This is a genomic window from Cupriavidus necator A5-1, from assembly GCF_000744095.1.
Classification (GTDB): domain Bacteria; phylum Pseudomonadota; class Gammaproteobacteria; order Burkholderiales; family Burkholderiaceae; genus Cupriavidus; species Cupriavidus necator_A.
This window is the reverse complement of record NZ_JQLI01000001.1, coordinates 925,257-945,326: the sequence shown is the minus strand read 5'-3', so window position 1 is coordinate 945,326 and position 20,070 is coordinate 925,257. Positions and strand designations below refer to the sequence as shown.

General features: G+C 62.5%; 15 protein-coding genes and 5 pseudogenes. 14 read left to right on the top strand and 6 right to left on the bottom strand.

All coding sequences use genetic code 11. The annotated features are described in order from the left end of the window. Positions 1-528: 528 nt before the first annotated feature. Positions 529-917: pseudogene (locus tag K307_RS47455) on the top strand (IS110 family transposase); the annotation flags it as partial. A gap of 90 nt (positions 918-1,007) precedes the next feature. Here K307_RS47455 and K307_RS04280 read toward each other — a convergent pair. After that, the gene (locus K307_RS04280) at positions 1,008-2,468 is read right to left on the bottom strand and encodes a sensor histidine kinase (protein WP_042876538.1); all 1,461 of its coding nucleotides are present in this window, start codon (positions 2,466-2,468) and stop codon (positions 1,008-1,010) included. Next, positions 2,468-3,217 (bottom strand): response regulator transcription factor, encoded by a 750-nt coding sequence (locus tag K307_RS04275; RefSeq protein ID WP_042876536.1) that lies wholly within the window; start codon positions 3,215-3,217, stop codon positions 2,468-2,470. The genes K307_RS04280 and K307_RS04275 overlap by 1 nt, the downstream gene beginning before the upstream one ends. Positions 3,218-3,393: 176 nt before the next feature. Between K307_RS04275 and msrB the strand changes: the two genes are divergently transcribed. The 4 genes and pseudogenes from msrB to K307_RS45515 all read left to right on the top strand — a co-directional run. Then, positions 3,394-3,912 (top strand): peptide-methionine (R)-S-oxide reductase MsrB, encoded by a 519-nt coding sequence (gene msrB / locus K307_RS04270; protein ID WP_042876533.1) that lies wholly within the window; start codon positions 3,394-3,396, stop codon positions 3,910-3,912. 28 nt (positions 3,913-3,940) lie between these two features. Then, a complete protein-coding gene (locus K307_RS04265) occupies positions 3,941-5,785 on the top strand; it encodes a cytochrome c biogenesis protein DipZ (protein WP_042876532.1) in 1,845 nt (614 codons plus the stop codon). 24 nt (positions 5,786-5,809) lie between these two features. Then, entirely contained in the window at positions 5,810-6,544 is a 735-nt protein-coding gene (gene msrA / locus K307_RS04260; RefSeq protein ID WP_042876530.1) for a peptide-methionine (S)-S-oxide reductase MsrA, read from the top strand. Positions 6,545-6,681: 137 nt separating this feature from the next. Beyond that, positions 6,682-7,114, top strand: a pseudogene (locus K307_RS45515) (GAF domain-containing protein); the annotation flags it as partial. A 568-nt stretch (positions 7,115-7,682) separates the two neighbouring features. Here K307_RS45515 and K307_RS04255 read toward each other — a convergent pair. Further along, the gene (locus K307_RS04255; protein ID WP_042881289.1) at positions 7,683-8,609 is read right to left on the bottom strand and encodes a LysR family transcriptional regulator; all 927 of its coding nucleotides are present in this window, start codon (positions 8,607-8,609) and stop codon (positions 7,683-7,685) included. 215 nt (positions 8,610-8,824) lie between these two features. Between K307_RS04255 and K307_RS04250 the strand changes: the two genes are divergently transcribed. From K307_RS04250 to K307_RS04240, 3 genes are all read left to right on the top strand, one after another. After that, positions 8,825-10,330: a CoA-acylating methylmalonate-semialdehyde dehydrogenase gene (locus tag K307_RS04250; protein WP_042876528.1), complete on the top strand. Its 1,506-nt coding sequence runs from the start codon at positions 8,825-8,827 to the stop codon at positions 10,328-10,330. 100 nt (positions 10,331-10,430) lie between these two features. Further along, positions 10,431-11,285: a fumarylacetoacetate hydrolase family protein gene (locus tag K307_RS04245; RefSeq protein ID WP_042876526.1), complete on the top strand. Its 855-nt coding sequence runs from the start codon at positions 10,431-10,433 to the stop codon at positions 11,283-11,285. A gap of 205 nt (positions 11,286-11,490) precedes the next feature. Continuing rightward, positions 11,491-12,438, top strand: coding sequence for a VOC family protein (locus K307_RS04240; protein ID WP_155301064.1), 948 nt, complete (start codon positions 11,491-11,493; stop codon positions 12,436-12,438). Positions 12,439-12,859: 421 nt separating this feature from the next. On the opposite strand, the pseudogene K307_RS49100 reads toward K307_RS04240, so the two are convergent. Continuing rightward, a pseudogene (locus K307_RS49100) lies at positions 12,860-12,982 on the bottom strand (integrase); the annotation flags it as partial. A 214-nt stretch (positions 12,983-13,196) separates the two neighbouring features. Then, positions 13,197-13,625 (bottom strand): hypothetical protein, encoded by a 429-nt coding sequence (locus K307_RS04230; RefSeq protein ID WP_042876522.1) that lies wholly within the window; start codon positions 13,623-13,625, stop codon positions 13,197-13,199. 788 nt (positions 13,626-14,413) lie between these two features. Here K307_RS04230 and K307_RS04225 point away from each other — a divergent pair. The 5 genes and pseudogenes from K307_RS04225 to K307_RS04210 all read left to right on the top strand — a co-directional run bounded on the left by K307_RS04225 (position 14,414) and on the right by K307_RS04210 (position 17,309). After that, positions 14,414-14,656, top strand: coding sequence for an antitoxin (locus K307_RS04225; RefSeq protein ID WP_042876520.1), 243 nt, complete (start codon positions 14,414-14,416; stop codon positions 14,654-14,656). Beyond that, on the top strand, positions 14,653-15,051 hold the full coding sequence (locus K307_RS04220) for a type II toxin-antitoxin system VapC family toxin (protein ID WP_042876518.1): 399 nt from the start codon (positions 14,653-14,655) through the stop codon (positions 15,049-15,051). The genes K307_RS04225 and K307_RS04220 overlap by 4 nt, the downstream gene beginning before the upstream one ends. Positions 15,052-15,151: 100 nt before the next feature. Further along, positions 15,152-15,297 (top strand): annotated as a pseudogene (locus K307_RS50900) (addiction module antidote protein); the annotation flags it as partial. 404 nt (positions 15,298-15,701) lie between these two features. Continuing rightward, on the top strand, positions 15,702-15,971 hold the full coding sequence (locus K307_RS04215) for a hypothetical protein (RefSeq protein WP_042876514.1): 270 nt from the start codon (positions 15,702-15,704) through the stop codon (positions 15,969-15,971). A gap of 309 nt (positions 15,972-16,280) precedes the next feature. Beyond that, positions 16,281-17,309, top strand: a complete 1,029-nt coding sequence (locus K307_RS04210; RefSeq protein WP_042876511.1) for a YeiH family protein — start codon at positions 16,281-16,283, stop codon at positions 17,307-17,309. Between the two features lie 720 nt (positions 17,310-18,029). On the opposite strand, the gene K307_RS04205 is transcribed toward K307_RS04210, so the two are convergent. After that, positions 18,030-19,193 carry a porin gene (locus tag K307_RS04205; protein WP_042876510.1) on the bottom strand — a complete coding sequence of 388 codons (1,164 nt, stop codon included), beginning with the start codon at positions 19,191-19,193 and terminating at the stop codon, positions 18,030-18,032. A gap of 248 nt (positions 19,194-19,441) precedes the next feature. Between K307_RS04205 and K307_RS04200 the strand changes: the two are divergent. Then, a pseudogene (locus K307_RS04200) lies at positions 19,442-19,957 on the top strand (DNA-binding protein); the annotation flags it as partial. Positions 19,958-20,070 lie beyond the last annotated feature (113 nt).

Sequence of the window (20,070 nt, the reverse complement as noted above, 5' to 3'; positions counted from 1 at the left end):
TTTAGATTTAGACGAATGGGGTGCTATTTCAAAGACGCGGTGGACTAGCGGTTTCGGCGCAGCGGCACTTGGGGGCGGCAAGGGAAATGCTTTCCATCCAGCCAATGCGCGGGGATCAGGCGGCGAGCGTGAACCGTTCCGCTATGGCCGCCTCTTGCGAGGAAGCCGCTGGTCGGCGCCCTTGCGCGGCTCTGTTGCAGTAAGCCTTCGGTAGGCCCGGGAAAGGTTCCGCTCGGGGCAACACTCAGCCCTCTCTCCAAATTTCAGATGGCGCCACAGGGCGATCGCCAAACGGCGCGCGAGGGTCACTATGCCGACAGGGATTGCATGTGTGGATCGAGCGCGCCCTGGCGCCTGGACCGCCAGCGGCCCAAAGACAAGAACAAGCTGTACGTGCTGCATGCACCGGAGGTCGAATGCATCGGCAAGGGCTAAGCGCTCCTAAGGGATTAGTGCCCACCGTTGATCAGGCACTGGCAGTCCTGCACGTCGCTCTTGCGCCCGGGCACATGCTGAAGCTGATGAGTTTTGGGGCTGCTGCGCGCGGCCTGGCGTCCTGATGGCGAAGTCTGTGTGGTGCGGGCAATGGCCCGTCAGCGCGAGGTGTTGCTCACCGAGCAGGCCAGTTGGGTGCAGCGCATGCAAAAGGCACTGGTGCAGATGAACCTCCAGCTCACCGAGGTGCTCAACGACGTCATGGGGCAGACCGGCCAGGCAATCATCCGCGCCATCGTGGCCGGCGAGCGCGATCCCAAGGTACTGGCCCGGCACCGCCACAGCCGCATCAAGGCCAGCGCCGAGGCGCTTACCAAGGCGCTGACGGGCAATTGGCGCGAGGAGCACCTGTTCGTGCTGGGCCAGGCGCGGCCATGTACGACGACATTGCCAGGCATCTGGTCAAGTGCGACGCGAAGCTGGCAGACACGGGGCATGGAAAGTCCGCCAGTCGAATGGTTCGCATCGTATTGCGGGCATACGCCGTCTAATAGCCAGCCATACGACGTTTCTCAACCGATCGATTTCGGCACGCCGGCCACGCGCAATTCGAAACACAAGGTTGTTCCGCTGGCGCCTTCGACCAGCCTTACCTGGCTATGGTTGAGCTGCAGCATGCGCTGCACGATTAGCAGCCCGAGCCCGCCGCCCCGGTGCGCGCCGCCCGATGGGAACGGGCGCTGGAAGATCGACTCGCGTAACGCCGGCGGAATTCCGGGCCCGTTGTCGCTGACGGTAACCGCCACTTTGCCGTCTCGATAAGCCAGGTCGACCTCGACCACGCCTTCCGCAGGCGTGTGCCGGATGGCGTTGTCCAGCAGATTCGTCAGCACGCGCTCGATCATGCCGAGGTCCGCCGTCACGGCCGGCAAGGCCGGTGGCAGACCCGCGCGCAGTTGCAGATGCTTGGCCTGCGCCGGCAGCGCAAATTTCTCGAGCACATCCTGGGTCAGATCCACGATCGAGAAATCCTCCGGAGTCGGCTGCACCATTCCGTGTTCCAGCCGCGCCAGTTCGAACAGCGACTGCGCGAGGCCGCCAACCTTGACGCTTTGCGCCAGCGCGATCGCCAGGTAGCGCTGACGCTCCTCGGGGCCGAGCTTGTCGGCCTTGAGAGACAGCGTTTCCAGATAGCCGTGCAGCGACGCCAGCGGCGTGCGCAGGTCGTGCGAGATATTGGCGACCATCTCGCGGCGCTCCTGATCCTGCTGCGTCAATGTACGCCACTGCGCTTCGATGCGATCCGCCATTTGGCGGAATGCGGTCTCAAGCGCGGCGATCTCGTCGCGCTGCTCCGGCGCCGCCACCGGCAACATCGCAGGTTGCGGGACGCCGCCGGAATTGAACTGCCGCATCGCTTGCGTCAGCCGCCGGAGCGGCCTGGTGATCAGCGCAAAGGCGACCAGGCCCGCGACCAGACCGAGTGCCGCCACGAGCGCCATCGACCACAGCGTGGTCCGCATCACGGAATTCTCCGTCGCCTGCGCCGCCAGCTTGTCGTGGGTCTCGCCCATCAGCACCACGTAGATGTACCCGCCTTGCCGCAGCGGTGCCGCGCTGAAGACCTTGCGGGCCGTCGCGCTGCGCGGATCGTCGCCGAGGATAGGCGGCGCGCCGCCATCGATCAGGGCCTTGACCGGTGCCAGATCCACGCGGTCCCGGATCAGATGGCCACTCGGAGCATCGTGGCCGCGAATGCGGCCGGTATCGTCGAGGAGGTAGACTTCTACGCTCGGATTCAAGACCATCAGTTGCCCGAACAACTGGCGCAGCGCCCCGGGGTCAAGCGCACTTTGGTCCGCCAGCAGCGCATTGCGGCCGATGTATGCAGCCAGCCCGCGCGACAAGCCCTGGACCACTTCTTTCTCGTGCATGGCATTGGAGCGAACCTGCAGCCACGCTGACGCGCCGCAACAGGCCAGCAGGAGGGCGGCGAAGACTGCGGACAGCCGCTGGGTCAGCGAAAGATTCATCATGGCTCTCCTGCGCCGGCGCTACCGACCGGGCCGACAGCGCCAGGCTCGGCCGCGAACCGATAGCCGCGCCGCCACACCGTCAGGATGCGCTGCGGCTGCGCCGGGTCCGCTTCGATCTTGCTGCGCAGCCGGTTGATATGCGTATTCACCGTATGCTCGTAGCCTTCGTGCTGGTAGCCCCACACCGCGTTGAGCAGATCCATTCGCGAAAAGACCTTGCCGGGATGGCGCGCGAAGAAGTACAGCAGGTCGAACTCGCGAGGCGTCAGGTCGAGCCGCTTCCCGTCGACCGTGGCCTCGCGCGCCAGCGGATCGATCGTCAGGCCGCCAAGTTCGAGGCTGCCGGCGTCTGCGCGCACGTCCCTGGCCATCGCCTCGACGCGCCGCAGCAGCGCCTTGACGCGCACCACCAGTTCCAGCACGGAGAATGGCTTGGCCAGATAGTCGTCTGCACCCAGCTCCAGGCCGAGGATGCGATGCACTTCGCTTGAACGCGCGCTGGTGATGATGATCGGCGTGTAGCGCGTCATGGCGCGAGCGCGCCGGCAGATCTCCAGGCCATCCACGCCGGGTAGCATCAGATCCAGCACCAGCGCGTCCCAGCCGCCTTGTTCCAGGAGCCGCAGGCCTTCGGCACCGTCGGCGCTGTGGACGACCTCGTAGCGCTCATCGCGCAGATGCATGGCCAGCACGTTGGCGATGCCAACGTCGTCCTCGACGAGCAGAATGCGTTTGAGGTGTTCCATGAGCGGTTCGCCGGTCGATCGTCGACAGGCCAGAAATGGTCGCCGGTAATGGCACTATTGTGCAGAAATCCGGCCCACCGAGTTATCACGGATTGTTTAAGGTTTGGCGAGGACTCCGATACGGCCTCGCGCCTAGGATGCCATCACGATCGGTTCAACCTGCATGGGAGTCCGTCATGCGCATCAGCAGGCGCTTTTTGTTGTCCGGCGGCACCATGGCCGCCACGCTCGCCGCCGTGGGCGGCTGGCGCGCGCTGGCCGGCGGCACGCCCAGTGCTGGCGACACCCGCAAGGCCGCGGAACGCTTCGAGGTCACCCTGAGCGACGACGCGTGGCGCCAGAAGCTGTCCCCGGCCCAGTATGCCGTGCTGCGCAACGAGGCCACTGAGCGTCCCTTCAGCAGCCCGCTCAACGACGAGCACCGCAACGGCATCTTTGCCTGTGCCGGTTGCCAGCTCGACTTGTTCTCTTCGAGGACCAAGTTCGACAGCGGTACCGGCTGGCCCAGCTTCTGGGCACCGCTGGAGCATGCCGTGGCCACCACCGAGGACCGTGCCTTCGGCATGCTGCGCACCGAGGTCCATTGCCGGCGCTGCGGCGGTCACCTGGGGCACGTCTTCGACGACGGCCCGAAGCCGACCGGCCTGCGCTATTGCATGAACGGCGTCGCCATGACATTCCGGCCCGCCGCCTGAAGCCCTCCCTGACGGCACACACAAAATCATGCTGCTCCTGATCCTGGCCTATCTCGGCGGTGCGCTCACCATCCTGAGCCCATGCATCCTGCCCGTACTGCCGTTCGTGTTCGCCCGCGCCGACCAGCCCTTTGCGCGCAGCGGCCTGCCGCTGCTGGCTGGCATGGGCATCACTTTCGCGCTCGTGGCCACCCTGGCGGCCGTGGGCGGCGGCTGGGTGGCGCAGGCCAACCAATATGGACGCTGGCTCGCCATCGCGCTGCTGGCCGTGTTTGGCCTGACGCTGCTGCTGCCGCAGTTTTCCGAGCGGCTGATGCGCCCGCTGGTCAACGCCGGCAGCCGCCTGTCCAATTTCGCGCAATCTGATGGCCGCGCGGCCAGTCCCGGATCGTCGTTCCTGCTTGGCATCGCCACCGGGCTGCTCTGGGCGCCCTGCGCCGGACCGATCCTGGGCCTCGTGCTGACGGGCGCGGCACTGCAAGGCGCCAATCTCGGCACCACGCTACTGCTGGTGGCGTATGCGGCCGGTGCGGCGACGTCGCTGGCGGTGGCCCTGCTGATCGGCGGACGCGTTTTCGCGGCCATGAAGCGTTCGCTCAATGCCGGCGAATGGATTCGCCGCGGGATCGGTGCCGCCATGCTGGCCGGGGTGGTGGCAATCGGCCTGGGTCTCGATACCGGCGTGCTGGCGCGTGTGTCGACGATTGCCACGGGCGGACTGGAGCAGCACCTCGTCGACAAGCTGGCCGGCAACAAGGCTGCCGGGAAGCAGGGCGGCGCGATGACGATGAGCGCGAATCCGGAAAGCACGATACCGGGCGCAACGCCTGCCGCGAGTGCGGGCGCGATGATGATGCGTGCCGGCGAGGGCCAGGTCGCGGCGTTGCCGGTCGAAGGCCAATTCCCGGGACTCAACGGTGCCGTCGAATGGCTGAACTCGCCGCCCCTGACCGCCGAGGGCCTGCGCGGCAAGGTCGTGCTAATCGACTTCTGGACCTATTCCTGCATCAACTGCCTGCGCACGCTGCCCTACGTGAAGGCGTGGGCCGACAAATACAAGGAGCAGGGGCTCATCGTCATCGGCGTCCACGCACCGGAATTCGCATTTGAACGCAATATCGACAACGTGAAGAAAGCCTCCCGCGATCTCGGCGTGACCTACCCGGTGGCGATCGACAACAACTTCGCCATCTGGCGCGCCTTCGGCAACCAGTACTGGCCCGCGCACTACTTCATTGACGCGCAGGGCCGTATCCGCTTTCATCATTTCGGCGAGGGTGAATACGAACGCTCCGAAGCCGTGATCCGCCAACTGCTGGCAGAAGCCGGCCACGCCGATGTGGCGAGGATTGCGACGGCCACTCCGTCCACGTTAAACGACAAGGCCGGGAATGGAGTGCAGATGGCGGCGGACAACAGTGCAATGCTATCGCCGGAAACCTACGTTGGCTACGAACGCGGGGAGAACTTCAGCTCGCCTGGCGGCGCGGTGCATGACCGGCCGAAGGACTACACGGCACCCGCGAAGCTAGATCTGAACGAATGGGGCCTTGCCGGCAACTGGCGCATCGGCGCGGAGCACGCCACGCTTGACCGCGCGAACGGCCGCATCGTCTACCGCTTCCACGCACGCGACCTGCACCTCGTGCTCGGTCCGGCTCAGGACGGCAAACCGGTCAGGTTTCGCGTGACGATTGACGGCACCGCACCGGGCGCGTCGCACGGCACCGATACCTCGCCGGATGGATCCGGCGAGGTATCGGCCCAGCGCCTCTACCAACTGGTGCGGCAGGACGGCGAGGTCAGGGACCGCACGTTTGCCATCGAATTCCTCGATCCCGGCGTGGAGGCCTATGCCTTCACATTTGGCTAACCTTCGAACCCAAGGAACCTCATCATGAACGCGACTGCAGCACTGCAGCGCTGGACGCGCCCCGCCACGCTCAAGCTCATGGGCCTGGCCATGCTGGTGGCCGTTGCCGCCGTCTGGGAGCGGCCCGCACTGTCCGCCGAGGAAGCAGTACGCATCCCCGCCCCCACGCAGGACGAGAAGTCCGGCGATGCCCATACCGCGACGGCCGTGTTTGCCGGCGGCTGTTTCTGGGGCGTCCAGGGCGTATTCCAGCACGTGCGTGGCGTGACGCGCGTCACATCGGGCTACGCCGGTGGCGCGGCCAGCACGGCGCAGTACGAAAAGGTAGGCACAGGCACGACCGGCCACGCGGAATCCGTCGAGATCCGCTACGATCCGGCGCAAGTCAGCTACGGCAAGTTGCTGCAAGTCTTTTTCTCGGTGGCGCACAACCCGACCCAGCTCAATTACCAGGGGCCCGATCACGGCACGCAGTACCGGTCCGCGATCTTCCCGGTCACGCCGGCACAGCGCACGATTGCCGAAGCCTATATTGCCCAGCTTGGCGCAGCCAAGGTATTCCGGACACCCATCGTGACGCGCGTGGAAGACTACAAGGGGTTCTATCCGGCGGAAGCCTATCACCAGGACTTCCTGATGAAGAATCCGGACTATCCGTACATCGTGATCTACGACCTGCCCAAGATCGGCAACCTGAAGCAGATCTTTCCCGATCTCTATCGCAACGATCCCGTGTTGCTGACTAAATCCGGTACCTGACGCCGCAGTGCGGGATTCCGCCTCGTGCGAAAATCCCGCGGCGCCCGGCATGGGCACGCCACTCCCTTCACGAACCTGATCATGTTCCAGCTTTCCGACGATTCGTCACTCCGCACTACGCCGAACTCGTCACATAGGCCCGTGCGCTGCTGGCGGATGAGCATGACCGCTTTGCCAACGCCGCCAACTTCTCGGCGCTGATTTACCACTCGCTGCCCGACCTGAACTGGGCAGGGTTCTACTTCTACGACGGCGCCGAACTGGTGGTCGGACCGTTCCAAGGCAGGCCGGCCTGCGTGCGGATTCCGATGGGAAAGGGCGTGTGCGGGACAGCGGCGCACACGCGTCAGACGCAGGTCGTCCCCGATGTCCATGCCTTTCCGGCCATATAGCCTGCGACGCGGCGTCGCGCTCTGAAATCGTCGTACCGCTGATTGCCGCCAATGGTTCGCTGATCGGCGTATGGGACGTGGACAGCCCCGTGGCTGGCCGGTTTGACGAGGAGGATGCCGGGGCATGGAGCCGCTTTGCCGGGTGTTTATGGAACTGAGTGGAACTGAGCTGGGTTGACTGCCCTATACAAGCTCCGCGGGATCTCAAGGCGGTTCTACGCTTTTCTCAGCACCACAGGGCACGCTTTGTTCGGTTTCATGTGGGACTCCTGAAGAGGATGCTGTAGAGCCCATGCATGACGTACGCCATCTCCAGTCGACAGGGAGCGCGGTCTCTTCCGAACCTTGAGCCATTCGACTGCGCAGCGCCGAAGGGCCGACACGGCCGATGGATCGCCATCCCCGCCTTGGGTGACCGATTATGGGCGCCCACCGGACCTCCGCAAGGCAGAGCCTGGATGCCGGTTCGTCGGCCAATACCGAATTTGTGGTCTGGAGCGCAGTTTCCGAGTCCATTTCACCGCCGATAGGAAGGCCGCCGGGAGCCCGGGCCAAAGCAAAACAGGGAAGGCGTCGATGAGCAGGACGGGCGAGACAAGGGCGGGTACGTTTCCACCTTGAGCATTTAAGATCATAGGATGTGCCCTAAAGCTCAATGCTTGTGGAATCATCGGACGCGATTCGCTCACATGCTGGAGATCCGGATATCCACTTTAGAACCCATTTCAAAAGCCGGGCCTGAGCGCTTAACGGGGCAGCCATTCAATGCTTGCAGACTTGCCCATGAGGAAATCGGCGTTTGCGTCGGCAACTCGTCGGAGGTAGTCCCATAGTGCCTTGATTCTGGCGAGCTCTCTTCGTTCCTGCGGTGCGACGAGCCAAAAGGTTCTAGTGATGTCAATTTCGGCGGGTAGGATGGGAACGAGACCTTCGGTAACGGACCCTAGGAAACACGGCAAGACTGCCATGCCGAGCCCGGAGCGGACGGCCTGGAGTTGAGCGATAACGCTAGTGCTACGCATGAACGGCTTTGCCGCGGGCAGCCACTTGTGCAGACTGAACTGCTGTTTTGCGAAGACCAGATCGTCCACGTAGTCGATCCATCGGTGACCGGGAAGGTCTGCCAGACCACCAATCGGCGGGTGGCGGCGTAAATAGTCCTGAGTCGCATACGGAAGCAGGCGGTACTGTGCAAGCTTGCTGGTGACAAAGGTGTCAGTGGTAGGCCGATCGACGGTAACGGAAGCATCGGCTTCGCGCTTGGACAAATTGACGTTCCTCGGCATCGGCAGCAAGTCGACAGTGATCCCAGGATGGCGTGTGCAGAAGTGCGCCAGATGCGGCGCGAGAAAGTAGCTGCCGAACCCCTCCGTGGCGCCCAACCGTATCTCGCCGGTCAGCGCCAGGGTATCGCCAAAGACTTCGGATTCGACGGTCGCGAGCGTGCTCTCCAGCTTCTCGACATGCTCCAGCAGGCGGTGACCCGCGCTCGTGAGGCGATGGCCTTGCGAGCTCCGGTCAAACAGTTTCGATCCAATGTCCTCTTCGAGTCGCGCCAGCCGACGTGAAATGGTGGACTGATTCATGTCGAGCTCATGTGCCGCCTCCAACGCGGATTGCGCCCGCGCCACGCCGAGAAATACCCGCAAGTTGTCCCAATTGAACTGATTCAAGGCGCCTCCAAATATGCAAAAACGCATAGCTTGCTTGCATATTTTGCCACACAAAATGCATAAATAGCGATGTAGCATCGGCCCTACGGTGTCACTGCAAAGCCGCTATCGCGCGGCAACGGGGGCGCATTCGCAGAGGTGCAAGCGTCTGCATGTGCAGTGAACGAGACAAACCAATCAAGTACGGGCTCATTGCTCACGGAGGCACACAAATCATGGCAGAACACATCGGACACTTTATTTCGGGAAAGCACGAGGCCGGCAGTGGCGCTCGTACTGGCCCGGTCTTCAACCCTTCGACGGGGGAGGAAATCGCGCGCTGCGCCTATGCGGACCGAGCCACGCTCGATCGTGCGGTCGCGGCCGCCACCGAGGCAGGCAAGCGCTGGGGCCGGGCCTCGCATGCAACGCGCCAGTCCGTCATCTTCAAGCTTCGCGAGTTGATGATCGCCAATATCGACCTGCTCGCTGAGATCATCGGTCGCGAGCACGGCAAGACCACTGCCGACGCAAAGGGAGAGATCGGCCGCGCGATCGAGGCCATCGAGTTCGCGACCAATGCGCCACACGTGACAAAAGGAGAGTACGCCACCAATGTCGGCGGCGACATCGACGTGTTCTCGATGCGCGTGCCAATCGGCGTGGTCGGTTGCATTACGCCATTCAACTTCCCCATCATGGTGCCTGCCGTGATGACCGCGATGGCCGTGGCGGTTGGCAATGGCGTGGTCTGGAAACCGTCGGAGAAGGTGCCTAGCGCTGCGCTAGAGTTTGCGCGCCTGTGGCAAGAAGCGGGGTTGCCCGATGGCGTTTTCAATGTGGTACAGGGCGACAAGGAGGTGGTCGATGGGATGCTCGAACATCCCGGGATCGCAGGCGTCAGCTTTGTGGGTTCTACGACCGTTGGCGAGTACATCTATCAGAAGGGTACCTCGCATAACAAGCGCGTGGCCGCCTTTGCCGGCGGCAAGAATCACATGGTGGTGATGCCCGACGCTGATCTTGAGGCCGCAGCCAATGCGTTCGTCTCCGCCGGCTATGGCTCGGCGAGCCAGCGCTGCATGGCTGTGTCATTGCTGCTACCCGTCGGCACAGGAACAGCGGAGCGTCTGCGCGAACTCGTCGTGCCAAAGATCCAGGCGCTCAAGGTGGGCGCCTATGACGATCCCGCCGCCGATTTTGGGGCCGTAATCTCAGCGCAGTCCAAGCTGGCGGTGGAGCGGGCCATTGGCGATTGCGTGGACGCGGGAGGAGAGCTCGTCATCGACGGGCGCGAACTGAGCGTACCGGGCCATGCACGTGGCTACTACCTCGGCCCTACCCTGATCGACCACGTAACGTGGGACATGGAGTTCTACAAGGAAGAGGTCTTTGGACCGGCGCGCGGCATCATGCGCGCGGCGACACTCGACGAAGCCATCGCCATCACCAACCGGCACGCCTACGGGAACGGCGCGGTCATCTTCACCCGCGACGGAAAGGCGGCGCATCGCTTCACGAACGAGATCGAGTCTGGCATGGTCGGGGTTAACGTTCCGGTGCCGCTTCCCGTGGGCTACTTCAACTTCGGCGGCCTGCGCCGCTCGAAGTTCGGTGAATCCCATCTCTACGGGCCAGACGCCGCACGTTTCTACACCAAGCTCAAGACTGTATCGCAGCGATGGCCCGAACCAGACCAGAAGGCGTTGCCCATATCACTTGCCTTCAGTGGCAGCGCCTGAGGTTCATTTTATCCCGCCATCCATTGGCGGATGCCGCGCTCCTGCGGTGACCCCCTGCTGAATTGCAGTAGGGCAATTCCAATATCCATGGAGAATTCGCATGCACCTGATTGCCTATCGTCCCTCCAACGCCGCCGTCGAACTCGAGGCCGACATCGGTGCCCTGGCCGATGGCCTCATCACCCCCTTGACGTCCTTGGGCAGCTTCTACAAGGATACGGATGGCTGGCTGACGCAGGCACGGACACTGCGCAAGGGCTCTCTGCCGCTGGCCGACGTTACCTTGGCGGTACCCGTTCCACCCAGTGCGAAGATCATCTGTGTAGCAATCAACTATGTTGAGCATGGCAAGGAGGGCGGGCTGCCGACGCCGCATTTCCCCAATCTGTTTGCGCGCTGGGCTTCGACGCTGGTGACGTCGGGCACCGCTGTACCAGTGCCATCGACGGAGCCGGATGGCGTCGATTGGGAGGTAGAGCTGGCGGCGATCATTGGGAAGCCGCTGCTTGAAGCGGATGAGGACGAAGCGCTGGACGGGGTACTGGGTTACACGGTTTTCAATGATCTGAGTGGACGAGCTTCCCAGCTTCAGAGCATGACGCTCAGCACGGGCCAGTGGGGCCTTGGCAAGAATCTCGACAGCAGCGGCCCTGTCGGATCGATCATCGCTACCGCAGACTCGGTGGATCTCGCGAACACGCGGTTGACGACCAGAGTGGACGGCGAAGTCATGCAGGACGGCACCACGGCCGACATGGTGTTTTCCGTGGGACGGATCATTGAATTCATCACACGGACGATCAGCTTGCAGCCCGGAGATCTGATCGCTACCGGTACACCAGCGGGTGTCGGCTTTGGCCGGAATCCGCGCATCTACGCCAAGCCCGGATCGGTCGTCGAGGTGGCTGTGCAGGGCATCGTAGCGGTGACAACGCCCATCGTTGCAAGGAACTAGAGACCATAGGCCAAGCCAGCAGGCTGGCATCAGGGGACAACATCACCGCGGCGAACTTGCCGAGCTTGCCAGAGGCATCTGCCATCTGCATATAGCTGTTCCCTGGCTTGTTGATTGACGGGGGAAAGCCCGAGAATGCTCGAACGAGATTGTCCTGATTCCCATCCCGCCGTGGCCAAAGAAAAATATTCGTAAGGAGACCGTTGTGATTAAGATTCGTGGTGGAAAATATGTGGTCTATGGGGTTAGCGACCTCGCCAAGACCGGGAGTTTCATGGCTGACTTTGGCCTTGTTCCCGTAGATTGGTCCGGGCGCGCTTCCTATTTCAGGGGGGCTCTATCCAGTCCCTATCTTTATGTGGCGGAACAGTCCGCCGAACCGTCACTCAAGGCGATCGGCCTCGAAGTGGACAGTGTGGAAGATCTGACGCATGCGATGCGTTTCGAGGGGGCGTCACGAATTCGTGAACTTGACCGTCCCGGCGGTGGCCTGTGTGTTGACGTCGAGTTGCCAGGCGGTGTAAGGCTCGAATTGGTTCACGGCATCGAGGACGTCGCGGAGTTGCCGGTGCATCCGCCGTCCGTGCTTAATGAGGGCATCCGGAAGGCACGGTTCAACGTACCACAACGGCCCCGTCGCGGACCGTGCCAGGTGCTTCGCTTAGGGCATATCGCCTTGGGCGTACCTGATCCCGTGGCTGCAAGGGACTGGGCTGTTCGCAACTTGGGCATGATTGTTTCAGACTCGATGCTGCAAGCTGGCTCCGCAGACGAATACCTCGGATTCTTCATGCGTTGTGATCAGGGAGCGACGCCTACCGATCACCACACGCTTCTGATCGCAAAGGCCGAAGCTACGAACGTCCATCATGTTTCCTTCGAGGTTCAGGATTTCGACGCGGTTCATATGGGTCATGAGTGGTTGAAGGCGAAGAGCTACAAGGCCCACTGGGGCGTCGGCCGCCATGTCCTTGGCAGCCAGGTATTCGATTACTGGTGGGATCCGGATGGGTTCCGCGTCGAGCATTACGCCGATGGCGACCTCTACGACAACACAGTTCCGGCAACGACAGTCGAGGGAACGGATGATCAGTTGTGGATATGGGGCCCGGAAGTGCCTCTCGCGTTCTTCCAGCAGACCCGGGAGGCCTAGGCCGCAGCCGCGTCACCAAGGCCGGCACTTCTTGGTCAGCGGTCAGTCACGGCGCAGGCCGCGTAGCGAGATGCATTTTCGCTGTGGGTCGACGAGGTAATGCGGATGCAATTGGGAGTGCCAGCCCAGGTCAATGGAGGAGCCGGCCGCGCGGGCTGCGTGCGCACTCACCCGTGCCAGCTTAGGGGCGTCGTCCCTACATGGCGGTCCCCAAGTATCGGACCTCTCTCCACAGGGGGGCGGCAGTTGCTAAGCCTCTTGCGAGGCTGTGCTTGTCACCTGAAGATACTCGGGCGCCGAGAGAGCGTGAATGCTCGAGAAACTTAGGACCGCCAACACCTATAGCCAAGGCCTCGTGATAGCGCTCGCATACGACGGTTGCGATATCGTTCTATGCCCGCGAACCGACAAGGGCAAGTTGATCGGCCAGAACCAGGTTGACAAGGTCGCAACCGCGCAGTTTGCTGTCCAGGGCAAGATTGAAGATCGCCAGTTCACGAATGTTCACTGCGAGCTGTAGACGTATTCGGATTGCCCAGACATCTTAAGCCGCAGCGGTAGCCTTCGAGTTCGGGGCCGTTTCAGTCATTGGTTCCACCGAGGGCGAATGACTTAAACTGGCCGATAATCAACGATTGGCGATTGGCGTGTTCCGATCGGACTCGGCGCTAGGTAGGTGATTGCTTTGTCACGGCGTCGCCCGAATTCCCGAAGGATAACCTGTGCGGCCAAACATTTTGGCCTGACTAACCGGCCCGTCACGCTTCAAGAATCTCAAGCCCGTTCTCGGCACACCATTGTCTCAGCGCTCTTTCGACAGAGTCGGCTTCAAACGTATACCAGACCTCGAGAACGCCCTTGCGCCGCAGCAAATCCTTGAAGCGCGAGTAAGCCCCTTGCCGTTGGAAAAATCCTTCGACCTGGTCGTAAGACGCAGGCAGCTCTTGTGCGACAAAGCGCAAGACGAGAGTTCTTCCAAGATCGAGATCGTTCTTATGTGGTATCGCAAGGTATCGGTCCGAAGTTTCAAGGTCGTCAGGAATATCCTCGTCGAACGCGTCATTGGAATCAGAGGCCCAATAGACTTTGCCCGTATCGAGCGAGACATACGCGTTGTGCTCCATCGGCGCCGCGTAGCTAACGAAGTCGAAGGCCATAGAAAGATCCTCGTGTTTGACTGCGACCATGGCTCTACTCCCATAGGTTGTCGCGTGCGAGCTGGACGGGCTCGGAGATATTCGGCGACCGCGGAAAAACGTTTCAAGGACAGATGACTCAATGTGACGCAATCCAGCTGCGAACATTTGGCCCTTAGTCTTTACCCAGGGTCAACGCTTCATAGTACAGCGCGCTTCACAGCTCTGCGCGACCCATGGTCACCGCGTCCGCTAGTTCGCTTTGGGCTATCTTATGCGCCGACTCATGTCGCCCGCCTCTCGGTTCGAAGTGGAGGAGACGTTCGAGCGGCCAAGTCGGCTTACTGGCCTACGGCTTGTACCGGCCGGCCACTGCCGTTGGGCGTGACCCCCAAGCCAGTCAGGCAGGCGCCCAGGTCATCACCGCGGCCACCGGGGCGAGGCGGGCGGAAGCGCGGCCGGGCCATGCGGACTGCCGCCCTGACCGACGGCAACTGCGGACGGGCATCAAGGTTCGATAACGGGCGCTTATTCCCGCCTGTCCCGTAAATCCTCTGCCTTGACCAGCGAGCGACCCCGAGAGCATCGCCGCGCACCACTCCGGACAGGCCTTTAGGGCGGGCTTTTCATACTGATGGGCTCGACAAAACCCGAGGGCGTCACCGCCATGGCGCATCGTTTGCCCGAACGCGAGAAAGGCCGCATGGAAAGGGCTTCTGCGGCACACGAATACTTAATGTTCCAAAGGGACTCGAACGCCGCATACGGCCAGAGCGGTTGAATCGGCGACTGCGGTCGTATAATATATCTATGTTTTGTAGATACACATAGAGGGTGAAATGGAATTCGCCAAAATCTTCCGCCATGGTGGCTCCCAGGCCGTGCGGCTGCCCAAGGATTTCCGGTTTGACAGTACGGAAGTCCGTATCCGTCGGCACGGGGCTGCGGTGATCCTGGAACCTGTCCCGCAAGACTGGGCATGGCTGACCCCGCTGATCGGACCGGTTGATGCCGATTTCGAGTCGGCAGCGGTCACCCAACCTGCTGGACAGGAGCGTCCTGGACTGGATGTGTTCAGATGAAATATCTGCTCGATGCCAACGCAGTGATAGCGATGCTCAAGGGAGAGCCAACCGTGCTTGAGCGACTGCGTGCGCACCTGCCGTCCGATTTCGGGCTGCCGTCAATCGTTGCCCATGAGCTGTTCTATGGTGCCTACAAGAGTCAGCGGGCGGCTGCGAACCTGGCACGCATCGAAGCTTTGCAGTTCGAGGTGGTACCGTTTGATGCCGAGGACGCTCAGCATGCCGGAGAGATTCGCGCGCAGCTGGCGGCCGTCGGTACGCTGATCGGCCCTTATGACGTCTTGATTGCAGGGCAGGCGAGGGCGCGTAACCTGATTCTCGTGACGCACAATATCCGGGAATTCGCCCGCGTCGCGCAACTGACGGTCGAGGATTGGCATACGGGTCACTGACTGTACCTAAATCGCCGCTGCTCGCGTTACCTTTGCATCGGCTGTCGGTCTGGGCAAGCTCGGTACGCTGTGCCACAATTCGCGAGCGGTCTTGCTCAGCAAGGCTCACTTGAATCCGCCCCAACTCTATCGCACGCTGTCTCCGACCGGGAATCCCGTACTTAGCAATCTCTCGGCTATCCATCAGAGCGATGGCAAATGCGCTTGGCGCTCCGTGCTGCGCATGAGGAGCCGGCTCATTCATAAAGTTCAGTTGCGCCTTGGCAGATGCCTCAACTGAGGGCAGGCCATGCGGCGGCTATTTTTGGAGACCGCTGGCATGAAAAGTCAAGTGAGTGGCCTGCAATGCAAAGCCTCACCCCGGATTGCTGCCTACATTGTCGGGATAGCAACCAACGTTGCCTGGCAATTCGACGCGATCGGACAAGTCGCCAGTGCGCCAGGCAAGCGAAGAGTTAAGCATGCGCAAATCCCTAGCCCGCGCTGGCCGTCAAGATGGCGTGTCCATCTCCACACCGATTTCTCCGCAAGGCAGGTGGCGACGCGACAAGAAGGGGTCCAAAGGCATCGCTCGCTGAGACTGGCGCACCGCAAAGCGATCGGGAGTTTGCCGAGGCCGCCATCCGGACCTGTCGGATCCGATTGCGGAGGTGCAGGCACGCCCGCCCACCTTCATTGCCGACACGCACAAGACTGTGCAGAGCTACGGCACCTGCGTGATCGATCGCTGGTCGGACATCCTGTCGCCGAATGATCCCGTGCAGCGCTTTCCTCGCGCGAATGGCTTGATTGTCAGAAGTCCGAATGGAGACCTCGTGGAGGTCACCGACACATTCACAGGTGCGCATGTGGAGATGCGACAGTCCGCCACGACGGTGAAGCTGCTGGCGCTCGACAAGGATGCGCTCGACTGCCTGTGACGAGCCACGCGACAGAGCATTGCCTGGCGATCGGTCGAGACTCGCGAAGCCTGAGGGCGCCAGCGGTTCGTAGATCCTGGCATGCCAGGTAGTGCCCTGCTTTGGCGGGTATCCCCAGGCGAACGGAGTCGGGCCTGCGCGCTCACGCATGCTGCGGCGGAACGACGCCAGCCGTCGGCCCAGTAAGGGCACTGGTCTGGAAGTCAACGCCTTGGTCTCGCAGGGCCGGAGGACCGGCGTCTGCAAGATCGGCCAGAACCCTCCTGGGCGGACAGGCTGGTAAAACATCGATGCATTGGAGAGACGGCCATGTCCGTAAGATTTCTGAACCCGACCTTGTTAAGTACCATCCGGGGCTATCTGCCCGGCATGGGCGTCAGCGCGGTGGTGACAGTTGCAGCCATGTCGCTCGCCGAGCATTACCACGCGCCGGTGATGCTGTTCGCCTTGCTGTTGGGCATGGCGCTTAACTTCCTGTCCAGGGAATCCTCCAGCGCTTCCGGTATCGACTTCAGCGCCAAGCAGGTACTTCGGCTGGGCGTGGCCCTGCTGGGATTGCGCATTACTGCCTCGCAGGTGGCGGCACTGGGTTGGCACTCCGTTGCCATGGTCGTGCTGGCGGTGGCGCTGACCATCCTGTGCGGCATCGTGCTGGCTCGACTGATGGGGTTCCAGACGTTCTTCGGCTTGCTTACTGGCGGGGCTGTGGCCATCTGCGGTGCTTCCGCGGCGCTGGCCCTGGCAGCGGCCATGCCCCAGCATCCGTTGAAGGAGCGCGCGACGCTGTTCACGGTGATCTCCGTCAGTACGCTATCCACGGTGGCGATGGTTCTTTACCCGATGCTCGCGCAACTGCTGGCTCTGCCCTCATTACAGGCGGGAGCCTTTATCGGCGGAACCATCCATGACGTGGCGCAAGTAGTGGGGGCCGGTTACAGCATCTCGCACGAAGCCGGTGACGCTGCTACGCTGGTCAAGCTGATGCGGGTGGCCATGCTGCTTCCGGTGATCGCGCTGGCTGCGTGGCTGTCGCAACGACATCAGCGGGCACAAGGGGAAGCCGGAAAGGGTCCGCGCCCGCCGCTGCTGCCGTGGTTTGCCGTGGCATTTGCGGTGCTGGTGGCGATCAACAGCACCGGCTGGTTGCCTGCGGGCCTGGTAAAGGCGGGTCAGTTCGCCTCGCAGTGGTGTCTGGTCATGGCCATGGTGGCGATCGGCATGAAGACTCACCTCAAAGATATCCTGTCCGTGGGCTGGAAGCCGGTGGCGCTGATGGTGCTGGAGACGCTGTTCCTGGCTGTGCTGTTCTACGGCATGCTGATGGTGATGCGATTCTAGTTCGCCGAGCAACAGGGGCAAACAGGCGGACGGGATTCCCCCGAGCCGCAGGCCCGGGGCGTTCAGGGGTAATCTGTCGGATAGCAGCGGCGCATTTCTGCGCACCGCCCCCTTCTATGAGCAGGGAGCTGTCAAGGTATTTCTCATACTGATTCGTGAGTCGATAATTATCTCCTTGCCGCAACGCTCAGCGGGAGTCAAGGGCAGGCGAAGCCTGGCGTAGCGCACCCTTGACCCTGCGAAGCAGGCGATATGCTGGCGTATGTTGGTGGGCGCGTAGTGTTGCGCTCACCAACATACAAGCGCATTCACACCTGGCTCGGCAACTGCCACCCTCATCCGCGTTGGCGAAAGACGCCAATTGAGATTCTTTTGATGACTTCCCGATGCGGGCTAGCCCATGCTGCGACTGGTCAGACGAGAGATCTCCCGATTCCCGCGCAAAGAGCGTCCGTACGTGCCAGTTCTTCGACCACGCCGGGTCGTCGAGGCGCTCGCGCTTGCGCTTGCGCACGCCACCATGTCGCCTTCCGCGTTCTGAACCGCGTCGGCACCCGGAATTGCACAATTATCGCGGCTCAAGGGCTGGCCCGTACGTTCCCCTACCGACGCGCCGACCACCTCGCGCTGGCCCGCCCACGGCTCGGGGCCGATGTGATTCGCTATTCCTTCGTCGTAGTGGACTTGCACCAACTACTCCTTACCGGTCTCCCGGCGCACTCAGAACTTGTGCCGGACGCCTAAGGCGACGCCGAACATGTTGCTCTGCCCGTTGCCGAGGACGTAGCTGTTACCTAGCGACAGGCTGTTGGCAAAGACGGTCGCCAGCGAATCGAGCATCAACCCTGCGTTCTTGGCATAGGCCGTGGTCAGGTACACATCGGTGCGCTTGGACAGCGAGTAGTCAGCCACGAAGGAGATCTGCCACGGGTTGGCCACGCTCGTGTTGCCGTAAAGGTTCTTGAGGTCGTCGTAGTTGTACTCGAGCGTGAGCGCCAGCGCCGGCGTGACCTGGTAGTTGGCCCCGATCCAGTAGAAGTCGTCGCGTTGGATCAGGACATCGGCCGCGTTCTTGTTCTGGCCCCAGCGGTAGCCTCCCATGATCTTGGCGGGGCCGAACGCATAGCTGGCGCCTACCACGGCCTTCTTGATGGTGCCGGTGCCGGTGCCGATGGTGGGATTCCACTGGTCATAGCCGGCCGTCGCGGCAAACGGGCCGAACGTGTAAGCCAGTGCCCCGCCATAGGCGGTGTCGCGTCGGAACTGCCCCGGGACTTCGCCATTGCCGCCGATCGGGATGGGGAACCCTACCGAGGCGGGCAGGGCCACCCCGGCGCCGAAGGACCAGTGCGCGAGGGCCGTCAGCCCCCCGAACTTCCCGGTGTACTTGATGGTATTGTCCTCGCGGTAGTTGGGGCCGGACTGCATGACGACCGGCTCATACTGCGTGGCATAGGCGGTTGGAGAGAAGTTGGCCAGGGCCTCAAACATCGAGGTGTACTGCCGGCCCAGGCTGACTTGGCCGAAGCGGTCGCTCTGGACGCCCACGAACGCCTGGCGGCCGAACAGGCGGCCGCTTTGCTGCGACAGGCCGGTATCGAGGCCGAAGCCGCTTTCCAGCACGAAGATCGCCTTGATCCCGCCGCCCAGGTCCTCGTTGCCACGCAAGCCCCAGCGCGAGCCGGACAGCCCGCCGGAAGTCAGCCGGTAGGCATCGTTGCCCGGTCCCGGGTTGAATCCATTGGCGGCCGTCGGCACGACGCCCGCGTGGTTGACGTATTCCACGTTGGCGTCGATCACGCCGTACAGCGTGACGCTTGACTGCGCAAGGGTTGCCAGCGGCCATCCCAGCAGGGACGCCAGGGCCATCCTTTTCAGTGACATGTTGTTCTCCTCTCTTTCTCTTTTTTGCCTTGGGTGGTCCAGCCACAATTTCATTCTTTGCCTGTCTGCCTTGCAGCATGCTGCCGGGCAGCCTGTTCGAGCTTAGGAGCGCAGTCCGTTCCCCGCCAGCACCCGATGACCGGAAACCGGGGAAACGCACAGCAGTGTCGGCCAATTACGACAGTCGCCGGCCAAGCGGGCTCTGATCGTGATCGCCCAGATATGTAGGCCGACCTGGGCCGAATTGCGCGCGCTTTTCCGAAATCCGCGCGCTGTACCGCGAGGTCTGCGGCCTGCTGTTTTTCCGCTATGGCGTCACGCCCACTGCCAACAAGCTGTACAGTCTGGTGCGCAAGGGCAGCATCGGCACGCCCGCCGAGGTGCTGCAGGCGTTCTGGCAGGAATTGCGCGGGCGCACGCGCGTCGCCATCGACCATCCGGACCTGACGGATTCCCTGAAGCAGATCGCGGCCGAGGCGGTGAGGACCATCCGGCAGGCGGCCAACGAAGCCGCCACAGGACGGGAGCGTGAAGCGGTGCAGGCGGACTTGGCCATTGAGCGCCAAGCGCGCGCCGCAACGCAGGCGCGACTGGAAGCGGGGCGGGCGGAACTGGAGGCTGCGGGCCGTCAGCTGGCGGAGCTGCGCACCCAATTCTCGCCGGAACTCGAGCGCGCCCGCGAGCAGGTGACCATCGCGCAGGAGCGCGCCGAGGCCAGCGAGCGGCGCGCGTTGCGTGAGCTGGACCAGGAGCGCGCCGCGCGATGGGAAGGGCTCCAAGGCGCGTTCAGTAAAGCGAATCGGATAGACGGATTGCCGGACGTGCGTTTCCGCCAACCCATCCGGGGCTCTTTGAGGCTAGGGCGAGAAGGTAGCCG

What these genes read in the sequence shown, in the direction of transcription:
- K307_RS04280 (WP_042876538.1), bottom strand. Translation starts at nt 2,468, where the DNA reads ATGAATCTTTCGCTGACCCAGCGGCTGTCCGCAGTCTTCGCCGCCCTC.
- K307_RS04275 (WP_042876536.1), bottom strand. Translation starts at nt 3,217, where the DNA reads ATGGAACACCTCAAACGCATTCTGCTCGTCGAGGACGACGTTGGCATC.
- msrB (WP_042876533.1), top strand. Translation starts at nt 3,394, where the DNA reads ATGCGCATCAGCAGGCGCTTTTTGTTGTCCGGCGGCACCATGGCCGCC.
- K307_RS04265 (WP_042876532.1), top strand. Translation starts at nt 3,941, where the DNA reads ATGCTGCTCCTGATCCTGGCCTATCTCGGCGGTGCGCTCACCATCCTG.
- msrA (WP_042876530.1), top strand. Translation starts at nt 5,810, where the DNA reads ATGAACGCGACTGCAGCACTGCAGCGCTGGACGCGCCCCGCCACGCTC.
- K307_RS04250 (WP_042876528.1), top strand. Translation starts at nt 8,825, where the DNA reads ATGGCAGAACACATCGGACACTTTATTTCGGGAAAGCACGAGGCCGGC.
- K307_RS04245 (WP_042876526.1), top strand. Translation starts at nt 10,431, where the DNA reads ATGCACCTGATTGCCTATCGTCCCTCCAACGCCGCCGTCGAACTCGAG.
- K307_RS04230 (WP_042876522.1), bottom strand. Translation starts at nt 13,625, where the DNA reads ATGGTCGCAGTCAAACACGAGGATCTTTCTATGGCCTTCGACTTCGTT.
- K307_RS04225 (WP_042876520.1), top strand. Translation starts at nt 14,414, where the DNA reads ATGGAATTCGCCAAAATCTTCCGCCATGGTGGCTCCCAGGCCGTGCGG.
- K307_RS04220 (WP_042876518.1), top strand. Translation starts at nt 14,653, where the DNA reads ATGAAATATCTGCTCGATGCCAACGCAGTGATAGCGATGCTCAAGGGA.
- K307_RS04210 (WP_042876511.1), top strand. Translation starts at nt 16,281, where the DNA reads ATGTCCGTAAGATTTCTGAACCCGACCTTGTTAAGTACCATCCGGGGC.
- K307_RS04205 (WP_042876510.1), bottom strand. Translation starts at nt 19,193, where the DNA reads ATGTCACTGAAAAGGATGGCCCTGGCGTCCCTGCTGGGATGGCCGCTG.